This is a genomic window from Flavobacterium circumlabens (assembly GCF_004345565.1).
GTDB lineage: Bacteria > Bacteroidota > Bacteroidia > Flavobacteriales > Flavobacteriaceae > Flavobacterium > Flavobacterium circumlabens.
In genome coordinates, this window is sequence record NZ_SLWA01000003.1 from 572,025 (window position 1) to 587,771 (window position 15,747).

The 15,747-nt window shown below is 36.6% G+C and carries 8 protein-coding genes and 1 pseudogene; 6 read left to right on the top strand and 3 right to left on the bottom strand.

Annotated features, from left to right (window positions below; translation table 11 throughout):
* The first annotated feature begins 20 nt into the window (after positions 1 to 20).
* The gene (locus EV142_RS10645) at positions 21 to 1,979 is read left to right on the top strand and encodes a heparinase II/III domain-containing protein (RefSeq protein ID WP_127340743.1); all 1,959 of its coding nucleotides are present in this window, start codon (positions 21 to 23) and stop codon (positions 1,977 to 1,979) included.
* 54 nt (positions 1,980 to 2,033) lie between these two features.
* Positions 2,034 to 4,178 carry an alpha-galactosidase gene (locus EV142_RS10650; RefSeq protein WP_202866502.1) on the top strand — a complete coding sequence of 715 codons (2,145 nt, stop codon included), beginning with the start codon at positions 2,034 to 2,036 and terminating at the stop codon, positions 4,176 to 4,178.
* 107 nt (positions 4,179 to 4,285) lie between these two features.
* Here the strand turns inward: EV142_RS10650 and EV142_RS24755 are convergent.
* From EV142_RS24755 to EV142_RS10665, 3 genes and pseudogenes are all read right to left on the bottom strand, one after another.
* Positions 4,286 to 4,429 (bottom strand): annotated as a pseudogene (locus tag EV142_RS24755) (transposase); the annotation flags it as partial.
* A gap of 232 nt (positions 4,430 to 4,661) precedes the next feature.
* Positions 4,662 to 6,065: a glycoside hydrolase family 30 protein gene (locus tag EV142_RS10660; RefSeq protein WP_127340744.1), complete on the bottom strand. Its 1,404-nt coding sequence runs from the start codon at positions 6,063 to 6,065 to the stop codon at positions 4,662 to 4,664.
* A gap of 56 nt (positions 6,066 to 6,121) precedes the next feature.
* On the bottom strand, positions 6,122 to 8,092 hold the full coding sequence (locus EV142_RS10665) for a glycosyl hydrolase family 95 catalytic domain-containing protein (protein ID WP_158286323.1): 1,971 nt from the start codon (positions 8,090 to 8,092) through the stop codon (positions 6,122 to 6,124).
* Between the two features lie 1,210 nt (positions 8,093 to 9,302).
* Between EV142_RS10665 and EV142_RS10670 the strand changes: the two genes are divergently transcribed.
* From EV142_RS10670 to EV142_RS10685, 4 genes are read left to right on the top strand one after another with little or no spacing between them, the layout of a single operon-like run.
* Positions 9,303 to 11,096, top strand: a complete 1,794-nt coding sequence (locus tag EV142_RS10670) for an endo-1,4-beta-xylanase (RefSeq protein WP_132035311.1) — start codon at positions 9,303 to 9,305, stop codon at positions 11,094 to 11,096.
* 50 nt (positions 11,097 to 11,146) lie between these two features.
* Positions 11,147 to 12,313, top strand: coding sequence for a glycoside hydrolase family 88/105 protein (locus tag EV142_RS10675; protein ID WP_202978500.1), 1,167 nt, complete (start codon positions 11,147 to 11,149; stop codon positions 12,311 to 12,313).
* A 7-nt stretch (positions 12,314 to 12,320) separates the two neighbouring features.
* On the top strand, positions 12,321 to 13,607 hold the full coding sequence (locus EV142_RS10680; protein WP_132035314.1) for a polysaccharide pyruvyl transferase family protein: 1,287 nt from the start codon (positions 12,321 to 12,323) through the stop codon (positions 13,605 to 13,607).
* A 58-nt stretch (positions 13,608 to 13,665) separates the two neighbouring features.
* Positions 13,666 to 15,720 (top strand): DUF2264 domain-containing protein, encoded by a 2,055-nt coding sequence (locus tag EV142_RS10685; RefSeq protein ID WP_132035317.1) that lies wholly within the window; start codon positions 13,666 to 13,668, stop codon positions 15,718 to 15,720.
* Positions 15,721 to 15,747 lie beyond the last annotated feature (27 nt).

Below are 15,747 nucleotides of genomic sequence, written 5' to 3' on the forward strand. Positions count from 1 at the left end.
CAATCTAAAACACATAAGAAATGTTTTTAAAAAACGCAAAGACCGCTATTTTTCTATTGATGTTGCTCGTTATAGCAAAGAGTTCGGCGCAAAACAAACTGAAATCTCATACAGTTTCTCAACAATTTGTGTCTGAATACCCGAGTGAAAAACAATGGGAAAGTATACCAGTACATCCTAGGTTATTTGCCAACGATGCACGTATAGAAACATTGAAATTACAAAACGATGAGGTTTCAAAAGCACTATTGTTGTTATTGAAAAATAATGCAGAAAAGACATTAAAGGCAGGCAAGATTGAATATCCTTCTAAAGGTTTTAAATTAGAAGCTGTTCGGAATGTGCAAGACCGGATATTGACGTTAGGGCTGGCTTTCCAGGTATTTGGAGACGTACGTTATTTCGAACGTGCCAAAGCAGAGTTGATGCAATTGACAGAGTTACCAGACTGGAACCCGTCTCACTTTCTGGATGTTGGCGAAGCCACTTTGGCTGCAGGAGTTGGTTTGGATTGGTTTTACAACGATTTTACCCCAACTGAAAGAGAAAAAATTACTCAGGCAATTATAAAAAATGGAATCAATCCTTCACTGGATGTAAAAGAAAGCAAAGAAAATAATAGCTGGATGAATGCCAACTTCAATTGGAATCCTGTATGCAATGGCGGACTGTTGGTGGGAGCATTGGCCATTTATGAAAGGGAACCCAAATTGGCACGTCAGATTGTGGAACGTTCCATCAAGTATATACCATACCACGGAGCGGTATATGCACCCGATGGAACTTATGCAGAAGGGATGGCTTATTGGTCGTATGGTACGCTATATCAAGTAGCTATGATTGAAGCATTACGATCCGTATTTGGGTCTTCTTTCAAAATAGAATCCTTTCCGGGTTTTCTAAAATCAACAAATTTTATTACACAAAATGTTGGCCCTACAGGTTATGAATATACTTTTTCAGATGCAGGATTTAAAGAGTCAAAATTGTCCGCAAAACCTCTTGCCGAAAGATTTACTTCTGAACCACTTATGTTTTGGTTTGCCCGAGAAAATAGAAACAGGGTAATTGCTCGAGATGAGATAATTAGTATTTTATTGGCCAAAAGCATAGTAATAAAGGATACTGTTTCTAATGCTCAAAAAAAACACAGCAGACATTTTGCATTAGAAGTATTATGGTGGGATCCAAAATTACCACCTATGGATAAAAAGAGTTTTTTACCCTTGCACTGGACTGCCGATGGTCATATGCCTATGGCGGTAATTCGCTCGGCTTGGAATGATCCTTTGGCTTCATATATAGCCATAAAAGGCGGTACACCCAATAATTCGCATGGACATATGGATGTAGGTAGTTTTATCATTGAATCCAATGGAGTGCGTTGGGCACTGGATTTAGGCGCAGAAAGTTATGACAAAATGCGTGCAGCCAAACTCGATTTGTGGAATTACTCACAAGACAGCAATCGCTGGACTACTTTCAGGCCGGGACCGGATTCTCATAATATAGTGCGATTCAATAATTCCAGACAAGATGTTTCGGGTTTAGCAACTATCAGTAAATTAACTGATCAAAAAGGGGTAGTTGGAAATGTTGTTGACCTCACTTCACTCTATAAATCGCAGGTAGAGAAAGTTTTCAGAACAGTAAAAATGTTTCCAGATAAATCAATAGTAATTCAAGATGAATGGGAAACGGGAGAGAAGGAGGGAGAATATACTTTTCAATGGGTAACGGGAGCCAAAGTTAGTATTAAGCCGTATGGTGTATTATTAGAACAAAATGGTGAATCGATGAAATTGAACGTTGAAATTCCAAATTCCAATGTGAAACCACAAATCCTTATTGAAGATGTTTCAAAAGCAAAAGCAGTACAGGATTCAGATAATCCCGGCGTCAGCAGGATGTTAATTAAGCTAAAATACGCTAAAATGAACAAATTTGTATTAAAAATAACTGCTGTGCCTGTAAAATAATGGAGTATTACTTATTTTCAATAACTAAGTAAGATGCTGATTAAAACATATGTGATGAAAAATGTCTCACAAAATACAAATTATCCAATTATGAGAGTAATCCTTGCTTTCCTATTTTTTGCTACAAATTATTTGTTTGCTTCACCATTTGCCACTTGGACAAGTACAGAACTAACCCTTAATAATGGACTTGTTCAACGAAAAATAAAGCTTCCAACTACCGAAGGAAATTTTATTACGACTTCATACAAGCCAGTAAATGGTGAGTTTAAGTATTTCTCAGCTAAAATCACCGACTTTCAATTCGAAGCAAATAGTGTTTCATATTGTGGTTTAAGTAATTGGAGTTTGGTAAATATTCAACAAATTTCAGATAAAAATCAAGGAGATGGAGCTGCTGTAACATTACAAAGTGCAGATAAAAAAATAGAAGTCACCATCAATTTTCTTTTATATCCAAACTTGCCGGTGATTCGCAAAAGTTTGACTATTAAAAATTTAGGTGCTAATGAAATTGCATTGGAATCAGTCGATGTTGAAAAACTAAATACGGTGTCCTATTGGGCAAGCACTTTCAGTTGGATTTGTTCCGATTATGGTCGTCGTCGTCATATTGGGCCTTACGAGGGAAATATGCAGGATGCACTTGTGATTATTCATAATATGGATTGGGCATCAGGAATAGTAATTGGCAATGAAGCAACAGGAGTCTTGAAGAGGACATCTGCTTACTGGAATGCGAATGATATTTGTGCCGGACTAACACATAAAGAGGCACGTTTTCCCTTTAGAAAATGGATTAAATCCAATCAATCATTTGAAACTCCACAAGTTTTTACTATGGTGTACAATAATTGTAAAGATCCAAATGAGATCTTAAATACTGTCGTACCTGACTTTATTCGTAAAAATATGGATATTCGTCTTTCTGCCCTCGATGAAAAACCAACTTTTGTCTATAATACCTGGGTTCCTTTCGAGAAAAATATTAATGAAAAATTGATTTTTGAATTAGCTAAATCAGCCTCTGATGCAGGGATGAAAGAATTTGTAATTGATGACGGTTGGTCCAGTAATTATGGTGACTGGGAAATTGACAAAGAGAAATTTCCAAACGGTCTAAAGCCGGTGTTCGATTACATTAAGTCTTTGGGTATGAAGCCAGGTTTGTGGATAAGCGTAGGAAGTGCATCGACAGATAGTAAAGTATATAAAGAACATCCCGAATGGTTTTTGCAGGACAAAAACGGAAATCTGACCAACAATCACATCGAAGTAGAGGATCATGAAATGAAATCGGCTTGTTTTTCAACGGGTTGGAAAGATTATATGAAAGGAATATTGTTGAAGTTGAGTCTCGATTACGGATTGGAATATATGAAACTCGACTTTGCCGTGGTGACAAGTGCCTATATTTTTGATAAAGAAAAGTCGGGTTGTTATGCTTCAAACCATTCTGGACACAAAGATCATAACGAATCTTTTTATACAAATTATCAGCAGATGTGGACTCTTTTTGATGAACTACATGCAGCCAAACCAAACTTGTTTATTGATTGCACATTCGAAGCAATGGGAGGTTTACAATTAATTGATTACGCAATGCTCAAACATGCAGAGGGCAATTGGTTGTCAAATTTTGATGGAGTTGCGGGTGCAAATACAGATTTACGGGTTCGCAATATGGCGTGGTGGCGTTCACCAGCAATCCCAGCTACGGCATTGGTAATAGGCAATCCTCAGATGCAAGATAAAGGCTGGGACATGCACATAAAATCTTTGGCAGGTGCTTTGCCCATTATGCTCGGTGATCCCCGGAAATTATCTGACCAGGATTTTAAAAAATACCGTGCCTACGCAGATTGGTTGCAGTTAATGGAGGAACGATACGGCATTATGTCCTATCGACAGGATTTGGCAAACTTTGGTGAGCCGATGGAAGGCAGTTGGGATGGTTTTCAACGAATAAATTCTGATACAAAAAGTGGAGGAATAATTGGCGTTTTTAGGCATGGTGCAATTGAGAGTAAGCGAGTTATTACTATTTCAAGACTTGATTTGAAAAATAATTATCAGGTTAAAAAAATGGATGGTACAGTAGTGGCAACTTTGACAGGCTTAGAACTCAACCAAAAAGGATTTACTTTAACCTTAGATCAGCTTTACACTGGTGAACTTTTTGAAATTTGTAAAAAATAAATTGCGAATCGCAAAGTAGTATCAATATTTTTTTGCCTTAAGTTTTATAAATAAATCATACCTATTTTAAAAGATAGCTGTCATTGGAAGGAAAATAAAAGTCGCCAGAAAAAGTGATTTAAAAAGCATTCGAAAAAATCTTCATTTTTCAGTAGTTCTTTATCATCAACATTAGCTTGAGTTACAGCAAAGCTGAACAATTCTCCTTTGTCATTAATAATTATATGGAGCTTAAATCGATGAAACCAACCCCATTGTAGACCCTGTAGTAGCAGTTCTTCACGCCAATCTACGCTCTGAAAGACTACAAAATCACTCCAAAGTGATAACATAATTTTAAATTTCATTTGTTATGCTTTTGTTTTATAAGCTTTTTTTATAATCTACTTATAAGTTTGTAAAGGGATGTAATCTTAAATTGATAAGGGTCTTTTTTGTAAACCAGTATTTGAATATCACAGAATTTGCGCAGCGATTAAGCTATTACTGCCTTATAACTAGAGTATTAAATGAGCTTGCTTCAAAAACCGGACTAACTTTTTTATTTCCAATTTTAAAAGTAATTGCTTTTTCTGAATCTTCGGGGTTGTGAGCCACAATTACAATACTTTTATCGGGATTGATAAATGAAAGCAGATTAGTATATGTTCCGTTGGTTTTTAAGCGTTTGGCACCGGGCTTCACATAATGACTCAAATGTTTCATTAAATAATACTCATGATTGTATTTAAACGTTTTGTTTAAAGTATCCACACTAATTAAAGAATTTTGCTGCCAGCCCCAGGTGCTTATTCCCCCTTCTTTTAAGGAAGTGTTCCAGTACGTATAAGCATTAGCGCCATTATTTAAATACTGTTTCATTAAATCCCAGGTATACAGGCAATATTTCCAGTCGTTTTTGCCGTCGCCGCATTCTTGCTCGGTTTGATAGAGTGAAAGATTGGGATAGTTTTTATTTAAAGCTGCAATTGCACCTTTTCCTGCCCATTGAATGCCAACACCTTTGATGTATTTATTAATGGCAGGTTTTTGCATAATGGTATCCACAAACTTGTCATTATCACTATTCATGGTTCCGAAAAACACATCAACCTTCATTGCATTCATTTTGGGGGCTAAGTAACCGATGAATTTTCCGAGCCCCTGCGCTGTCCATGTACAGCTTGGAAAAATTTGCGCCGCTACAAATTCGTTTTGCGGCATCACCATGCTGATATAGATGTTTTGCTGACGGTAAGCTTTTACAAATTTTTCAAAGTATAGAGCATAGGCTTTAAAGTATTCATCCTTTTGAATGAACATATCCTGAAATTCGGAACCGCTTTGCTCAGCCTGCAAATCGTTATATTTACTTGGTTTTAGAGCATAATGTTTATTAGTTTTCATCCAGGTTGGAGGTGACCACGGTGAGGCCCATATTTTTAAAGACGGTTTGTATTTTTGTGCACTCTTTATAAAGGGAACCAGAGTTTTGAGATCCTGGGCAATGCTGAAATTCTTCATCTCAAAATCTTGGTCTGTTTCATTATATGAATACCATGCTGTAGAGAAGTCGTTTGCCGCTACAGGCATTCTGCAGAGATTGAAACTTGCGCCATAGTCAGGCTTGAATAATTCTCTAAAAATGCTTTGACGATCTTTATCACTTAACAGGCTTAAAGAAGTCCAGCCCAATTCATTAAAGCAAGTGCCAAAACCATCAATCGACTGCAATTTGTTTTGAATTTCTATCTCGACATCTGCCATCGAAGTAGCTTTGGTGGTTGTTAAACCGGCTTTCTTTTTCCAGGGTGATGTTTGTGTTGTACTTACCCAATGAACAGTTGTTTGGCTATAGAGGTTGGTAGATAACAGTATTAAAAACACGATGGCATTAAGTAGTCTCATAATTTTATATTTATTGGTAAGTATATATTAAGCATGTATGCATTGAGTGAAAGGGTTTAGTTCTGCCTGCAAACAATATCCTTTTTGCCACTAATTTTAATAGTTAATTTGTTCCAGTGCGCGGGCAAATTTGCTTTTTCCTGGTAAAGACCATTTTCGCCAATCGTCATCCCGGCAAAGCCAAAAATTATGGTTTGTAACATCCCTCCATAACCGGTACAAAATACCGTTACACTCGGGCGGGGTTTTTCTGATATAAAACCAAAAGGAGCTTTTCTGTTAGGCTGATATGCTTTTTTGAAAAGTTCATATGCTTTTTGTGTATTGCCTAAACGCGCATAAGCAGCAGCAAGCGCACTATAACTCATTGAAGGTCCATTGGGATCAATTTTTGGCTCGTAATATTGCAAATCTTTTAGTATTTGGGCTTTGTCTGTTATATAATCTAATGGGAATGCTAATAAATTGGCATCGGCTTGCTTAATGCGCTCACCCTTATATTGTTCATATTGAAGTGTTGCTCCGTTTACATCTTTCAAAATTACAATCTTATCGTGCACTTTCTGCCAGTCTGGATTAGCTGTTTGGCCTAGTATCTTTGCGGTTTTTATTGCTGCATCCAATACCACCTTCACTGCACCATTGGTAAACGCATTGTCGTCAATGTCTTCATGATATTCATCGGGACCAACTATATTCCTGATATGGTAAGAACCCTTTTCGTCCTTAACAGATCGAGATACCCAAAAATTGGCAATAGCATGTATCAGCGGAAATCCTTTTTGCTGAAGCCATAACTTATCATTAGTAACTTTATAGTAATTCCAGGCAGCTATTGCAACATCGGCAGTTATATGGTGTTCATTCATGTCCAGCTTGTAGGAAATCGATGTAGACTCGTTTCCTTTCAGATCAGATTCCCATGGAAACATGGCTCCCTGATAGCCAAACTGCGCAGCCCGTTTTTTAGCTTGGGGCAAGGTATTAAAACGAAAATCCATCATAGATTTGGCAAAAGCAGGTTGCATTGCAAGTAATGGAGGATACATCCAAAGTTCTGCGTCCCAAAAAATATGACCGCCCCAACCCGTTTCTGACAGTCCGCAGGGAGGGATGCTTAACTCAAATCCGGTTGTGATAGAGGAATACAATGAATATAACGCCAGACGCGCATCTATTTGAGCTTCATCATCTCCTTCAATTTCAATATCGCTTTTCCATAATTTAGCCCATGCAGCTTTATGGTTATCAAGAAGGTGTTGGTATCCCAGATTGTAATCCCTACCGCAGATACGCACCGCATCACTATAAGCGTCTCCGGTAATTTTAGAATGGGTAAAGGTGTTTAACGAGCAGAAAGAGTATTTTTCTCCCTTTTTAAGCTTTACTAAAAATGCAAGTTGCTGACTGGTAGCACTGTTTTTTTTGTAGTTAAGTTGTGGTGTATGACCGTTGAAGAAGAACGTATTTGCCCCTGCAACGCAATCTGTGCCTGATTCGGTTGGAAAAACTGCAGACATTACAGGGATTTTTTCTTTTACAGTAGTGCTTAAACCATACATGTTATAATCAAGATGGCTCTTATAGATACTGAACGTTTTCTCTCGATTAGGAATATTCATTACACTTTGTACAGTAAATTCAATGTCTTCCAAAGCTTCAAACTCATATACCCCCATTGTGGCCATTGGCAGGTTTCGTAATGCCACCTGCTGTGTGCGAATATTTAATTGGTTTCCGTATGTATAGGAGGTTTCAAGACTGGCTTCTTTAAGGTTCAAACGTTGTTTCCAATTTTTTACCTCAGAACCACATTGAAGTTCTTTGTTATTCGCAAACACGACCTTTATGTTAATAGGATTAAAGTTATTGATCAGACGTACATAATCGCTCAGAGGAGCACGGTCATCCAGTCCGTTTATCAGAACACGCTCTGCACCCAATCCAGTTTTTAAACTCCTGAATCCAATCATTCCGTTACCAAGATATGCTGGAGTATACTTGATAGTATCGGTTGTCTCTACCATCCATAAATCTTTTATTCGAGGTTGAGAATAGACTGTTGAAAGATTTAAAAGGCTTTGTAGAAAAAATACAGTTGTTAATTTAAGTACTTGCTTAAGTGAATAGTTTTTTACTGTTATCATTGTTTACTTATGTGTATAAATTTATTTACTAATTAAAATGGTTTATAGTTAAGTGGTAGTTGTAAAGGAGAATTTTTATTTCAATGCCAGCCCGGATATTGACTTTTTAGCATTATGTTAATCATTTTTTTGCTACAAATGTATTATCGTAAAAGTTGTAGGGATAGAATGCATCGCTCAATAAATAGAAAAAAATGTTCATTCTGTGCGTACTTCAATAATATTGATTTACAATTAAAAAAAAGTATATTAAATTGTAACCACCACTATAAGAATATTGATTGTATTATTAATTAAGAAGTAGCTAACCGAAACTACATCAAATAATATTCAACACGCTCATGCCTTTTTTGATAAATTTCTAGTAAAATCTTTGAGCCAAGCCTTAAGTTTTAATACCTGCTGACCAGATCATTTATTGCATTTAAAATTTTCGAAATAAGAGTTTTAGAATTTGATCAACTTCACTTTATAAAATTGACCTTATATAAAAAATCAAACATAGAGAAAATCAGGCTTTATACTTGGGAGGGAAAATTTTTAACCTAACCATTTATCTATACTTTCTGAGCGGTTACTTATATGAGACCAATACGGCTGTAGAATATGTCATCATTAAAAGCTTAATTTACCGATTAAGTCGTAATTCTTTAATTAAGTATTGTTTAGCAATGATTAGTTAGTATCATGAGCGATTTTTTCTATTTATTGAGCGATGTATCCTATAACTCTTAATCTATCGATAATATATTTGGTGTCTCAAAATTGTTTTTACATAATTCTATAATAATTAACTAAATATAAAAAATGAATAACAAATTTCTATTCTGGATTTATGTATCACTCCGGTATCCGCAAAAGCAAAATTTGGTGCAGGAAACCTAGTGGTTTCGAAATTTATATATCATTTGGATAAAACTATAGTTACCTTTATTTACGTGCCTTTCAAATGTTTGAACATCAGCAGAATGAAAATCATAAATAGTCCCTAAATCAGAATTTAACGTAGCTAAATTATAGAAATCTCCAAGCCGACTGCGATGAGTACAAAATATTTAATGAAAAAATAATTATAAAATAAAACATAGTAATGAAATTTAGAATACTTATAATAAGCTTATTTTTTAGCGCCAGCTATATGCTTTCTGCTCAGGAATATCAGCCGCTGAATCAATCACTAAGTGCACTTGCACCATCAAATATTTTTCCGGCAGACGCTACTAAAAGTTTTAGTTTTACCGATACCAGTAATGGAACTAAACCAGCCACATTTGAGGTCAATAGTAATAAGAACTCACCTGTATTTGTAGCAGAAGTTTTTTCAACTGCAAAATCACATTTCAATATACAAGCAAGATGGAAAAGTAACGGAAAAATTAAGAAAGGAGCTGTTTTAATGGCGCGAATGTCCATGCGTGCTGTGTATGCTAAACAGGAATCAGGGGAATCGAATGTTAATTTTTACATAGATTCGAAAAATGGTAGCAGAAGTGTCGCCATATTTCTGGCAGCGGGTCCAGAATGGAAAAGTTACAATATTCCTTTTACTGTTAATGCGGATATACCTGATGGGGAAGCTTTAATCGGTATTACATTTGGCGCACTTGCTCAAAAAGTTGAAATAACTAATATTGAAGTTTTGAATTTTGAAAATAAAACAACATTAGAAAAGTTACCGATTACCCGATTTACCTATTTAGGGCGTGAAGAAAATGCGGCATGGAGAATAGCTGCTCTTAAAAGGATTGAAGAAATTAGAACAACACCACTTAATATTCAAGTTGTGAGTGCAGACGGTAAACCCGTAAAAGGGGCAAAAGTAGAAGCCCGACTTGTACAGTCTGATTTTATTTGGGGAACGGCTGCCAAAGAAGATTTACTTGCAGAAGATTTACCAAACTCAGTTAAATATAAACAGACTTTAAAAGAATTTTTCAATACAGCTGTCGTTGAAAATGGTTTTAAGTGTCTTCGCTGGGATTCGCCTTTGCAACCTCAAACTAAACGTGCTTTTGAATGGCTGGAAAAAGAAGGACTGCGTCAGCGAGGTCATAATTTGGTTTGGATGGGTTGGAAATTCAATGATCCAAAAGTGAAAGAGTTGGCTTTGACAGATACTGCGGCTTTTGAAGCTTATATTATCAAAAATATTAAAGAAAAAATGGCTTACACCAAAGGTCGTGTTATTGCTTTGGATGTAATTAATGAATACAATCATGAGCAGGATTTTTTAAAATACTTACCAAAAGATATTGCCATAAAGTTTTATAAACTGGCAAAAGAACTCGATCCAAAAGCGCAACTTTTTATGAATGAGTACGCAATGCTCAACAGTATCGAGAGTCCACGTAATATTAAAACCTATCTCGATACTATTGCAACAATGCGTGCAAAAGGTGCGCCGATAGATGCCATTGGTATTCAAGGACATGTGGGACGCCAGCCCCGAAATCCGGCTCAGGTAATTACCGATTTGGATATGTTTAATTCTACTGGTTTGCCAGTACAAATTACCGAATTTGACGTGAATACTCCCGACGAAGAATTGCAGGCCGATTATACACGTGACTTTTTGATAGCTTGTTACAGTCATCCTACTGTTAGCGGTTTTGTTAAATGGGGATTTTGGCAAAATGCACATTGGAAACCTGATGCCGCTATGTTTCGCACCGATTGGACAGCTAAGCCAAGTGCCGCTATATGGCGGGAATGGGTATTAGGAAAGTGGAAAACATCGCTGTCAGAAACTACTACCCAAATAGGTAAAGTTGAATCACGTGGGCATTTTGGCAAATATGAAATCACTGTAACCAAAGGAAAAAAAACTAAGAACGTAATTTACCAGTTGTCGAAAAATGCTGAACCAATTGTTGTGAAATTATAAATTGGGAACATAATACACTTCGATTGAAGGACAGGTTGTAATTAAATTTAATGATAAATATAAATAGTATAAAATATATGAAACGTCAATTCACTTTCTTATCTGTGTTATTTTTGATAAGCATAAGCCTATTTGCTTCAAACAATACAGAAAATAAAAAAAAGTATTATAACCCAAAACAAATATTAGCAACAGTTGAAAAAGTAGCCGATTGGCAACTTAATTCTTGGAAAAAAGACGGTATGATTTATCCAAAATGGGACTGGACAAATGCGGCAGGGTATGTTGGTATGTATCATTTGGGTACTATTAGCAAAAAATCAGATTATCATGATATTTTATTGTCGATAAGCAAAGAATTGGATTGGAACACGGGTCCTGAACGATTTTATGCCGATGATTATTGCATAGGTTATACGTATTCAAAGCTTTCGTTAAAACATAAAGACCCGAAAATGATAACTCGATTTCGGTTGTTGGCAGATAGTATTGTAGCGCAACCACATACTGAATCATTAGAGTGGAAAAATGAAATTAATCATAGAGAATGGGCTTGGTGCGATGCATTGTTTATGGCGCCTCCAGCGCTATCGATGTTATCTATCGCTACTAAAGACCCGAAATATTTGGAGATTACTGATAAACTTTGGTGGAAAACGTATGATTATTTGTATGATAAAGAGGAGCATTTGTACTACAGAGATGGAAGTAATTTTACCAAACGTGAAGCAAACGGACAAAAAGTGTTTTGGTCTCGTGGTAATGGCTGGGTTATGGCAGGTTTAGTTTTATTGCTTGATAATATGCCAAAGAATTATTCAACTCGCGCCAAATATATTTCACTTTACAAAGAAATGGCGGCAAAAATGGCTTCCATTCAACAGCCCGATGGAAGTTGGCATACTTCTTTGTTAGATCCTGAGCGTTTTGATGTGATTGAAACAAGTGGGACTGGGTTTTATACTTATGCAATATTGTGGGGATTAAACAATGGTACATTAGATAAGGCAACCTATTTGCCTGTAGCATTAAAAGCTTGGAAAGCATTAGAATCTGCCATACAGCCTAATGGAATGTTAGGATATGTGCAGCCAATCGGTTGGCAGCCTGCAGCGGCAACTCAAAGTAGCACGGCAATTTTTGGCGTTGGAGCTTTTTTGCTCGCTGGAACAGAGATGTATAAATACACAAAAAAATCAAAAATAGCTAAAAATTAGAATTGATATGAATATCGTAAGAAAAATTATTGTACTTACAATACTAATTACAGGACTCTTCAGTTCCTATACACTATTTGCTGGATCCAAAGCAAAACGACCAGTAATCTTACTTCGATCGGGCTGGCAAGTGGAAAATATCGGAGACATCGCCCATACACCTGGTTTTTTAGCTTTGACAGAAAAGTATATCCCTAAAGCAGAAGTAATCTTTTGGCCATATTATCATTATTTGCCTGAAAATGAAGTGGCAATGCTAAAAAAACGTTTTCCAAAGATGAAAATAGTGCTAGGAAAATTATCTCCAGAAGGAGTGGCATCGACTCCAGAATTGGCTGAAGCGATAAGTAAATCAGATATTCTCATTAATAACTCGGGTCCAGCAACAATAGGATGGGCAGATTTAAAAGCATACAAAAAAGCAACAGGAAAGCCAATCGGTGTTTATGGTGTTACTTATGGTTTGTATGGTATGCCGGAAAAGGAAATATTGAGCGAAACAGAATTTGTTTTTTTTAGAGATACTGTTTCTTTAGATAAGGCTAAAAAAGAGGGAATAGATGCCAAGATTATGACTTGGGGACCTGATGCCGCTTTTGCTACCGATGTAGAAGATGAAACCAAAGCTAAAGCTTTTCTAAAGGAAAATAATCTTGAAACAGGTAAATTTGTTTCTTTCATTCCCAAGCATCGGATGACTCCAGTTTGGTTACACGAACACAAAAACAAACACTTTGATGCAGATCGCAATGCACGCAATGAAGCAATGAAAGAACATGACCATGCACCAATGATTGAGGCAATAACGGCTGTAGTTCGACAAACAAATCTCAAAGTGCTGATAGTGTCCGAAGATGAAACGCAAATCTCCATAGGCAAGGATTGGATTTTTGACAAGCTTCCTGAAGATGTAAAGCCACGGGTGGTGTGGAGAAATACAGGATGGCTTACTGACGAAGCTGTAAGTATATATAAACGATCTGCCGGGCTAGTAAGCCACGAGCAACATAGCCCGATAATGTGTATTGGCCATGGAATACCTGCCCTTTTAGTTCGTTGGGAGGAGCAAAGCTCCAAAGGATATATGTGGAATACCATTGGGCTTCAAGATTGGCTATTTGATTTCGATAAAGAGGCCGACATCAAGCGCTATGTTCCGACAGTACTTGATATGGTCAAAAATCCCAAAGCCGCCAAAGCAAAAGCCAATAAGGCTAGGAAGTTTGTTCAAGAAAAACAGAAAGAAACGATGAAAGTGGTAGAAAACAGTTGTTGGGTTAATATAAAAAAATAAGGTATTATTGATTGCTTATTTTAAAAATAGCCAATCAAAGCTAAAAATCAAATAACATATGACAATAGATTTATTGAGAAAGCCATTACTTTTAGTTGCTTTATTTTACTCAGCCAATATGATTGCACAACAAAATGTGATTAATTCACACCAAGTTGTATCTGAAAAATCACAAGTTTTTCAAATAAAAAACCCTGACAACTTATTGAGCCCTTATACCGGGATGACTCGCGAGCACTGGAAAGATGCCGGCCTTTACTTATTAAAAGGAGCATTTAGTTATATCAAAACGCTGGACGACCCGATGCTCTTCCCGAAACAAGAAGGAAAATCATATCCGCGTGACGGGAAAGATTCAGAGACTGAAATGCTGGAAGGGCTTTGTCGGACGATGTTCATTGCAGCGCCGCTGTTGAAAGAAAATCCATCATTAAAAATAAATAATATTAGTGTGGCTGACTATTATCGTCATCAAATAGAAAAATTGACTGACCCAACAAGTGCTACTTTTATCAAGCGCAGGGAAGGTAATTATTCTAGTCAGAATTTGGTAGAATTTGGTGCTTTATCGATATGTCTTTTTGCAGCCCCTGATGTTCTTTGGAAACCACTGTCTCAAGAGAAGAAAGATGCACTGGCAATTACTATGCTTAGCTATGGCGACGGGCCGACAGTAGATTCTAACTGGAAATTCTTTAATATTTTTGTATTAAGCTTCTTTAAAAGCGAAGGGTATGCTATGGATGAAACTCTTTTAGAAGGCTATCTTAAAAAATCGTTGGCACATTATCGTGGCGATGGTTGGTATAATGATGCTCCATGTTACGATTATTACAGCATGTGGGCATTTCAAATGTATGGTTCAATCTGGTCGGAGTATTTTGGAAAAAAATATTATCCAGAATTCGCAGCACAGTTTAAAACTAATTTCAAGGATTTGAAAAATAATTATCCATACATGTTCAGCCGTGATGGGGAGATGATTATGTGGGGACGAAGTATAACCTATCGTTTTGGTTCAATTTCTCCATTTCCATTGATGGGATTCGAAAACGACCCACAAACTAATTATGGCTGGATGCGCAGAATATCTTCCGGCGTTTTGCTTCAGTTTTTAAAGAATCCAAATTTATTAAAGGATAATGTTCCAACACTGGGTTTCTATGGTGAATTTGAACCGGCAGTGCAAAGATACAGTTGTCGTGGCAGTGCTTTCTGGATGGCAAAAGCGTTTTTAGGCTTATTGGTTCCTGCCGAGAATCCATTCTGGACTGCTACAGAAAATGATGGTGCTTGGGAAAATGAATTGATTAAGGGTAAGGTATATAATAAATTTTCAGAGAAATCCGAGGTTTTAATAACCGATTATCCCAACATTGGTGCGGCCGAAATCCGTGCTTGGAGTAGTGCAATAAAAGGCACCGGCGATCCGAATGATTTTTATCGCTCAAATGAAAATTACAACCGCCTTGCATACAACAGTGCTTTCCCGTGGCAGGCAGATGGTGTAAATGGCGAAGTGGCCATGAATTACGTGTTCAAAAACAATACCCAGAAATGGGAAGCAGTTACTTTATACACTTTCAAAAAATTTGAAAATGGAATTTATTATCGCGATGTGGTGTTGGAAAGTGATGCAGCAATAAGTATGCGTTTAGCTGATATTACGCTGCCTAATGGAATTCTGAGAGTGGATAAAAATGTAAGCACTAAAACTGTTGACCTTCGATTGGGGCATTATTCGTTGCCAGTAGTTAAAAATAAAATTAAACGTTCGAATCGTGCCATAAATGGATACAATGTACAAATCATAGATAATGGAGTTTATCAACTGGCAATGATTCCAATTTCTGGTTGGGGCAACTCAATGGAAGTGATCGATACAAAAGGATTGAATCCAGTGAGTAATGAAAGTTCTATTATAAATGTATCCGATAAATTTGTTACAACTAAAAACCCTCTTTATATTACCCTGATGCTTTGGAAAAAATCGGGTGAGAAATGGACTAATAATGAATTAGTTCCAATAAAAAACCTTACAGTATCCAACGATAATAATAACGTTAGTTTTGATATCATTGGAGGTGACAAAAAAACAGTTTCATTCAATTAATTAAGTCCATTTAATTTTTGAAATCAA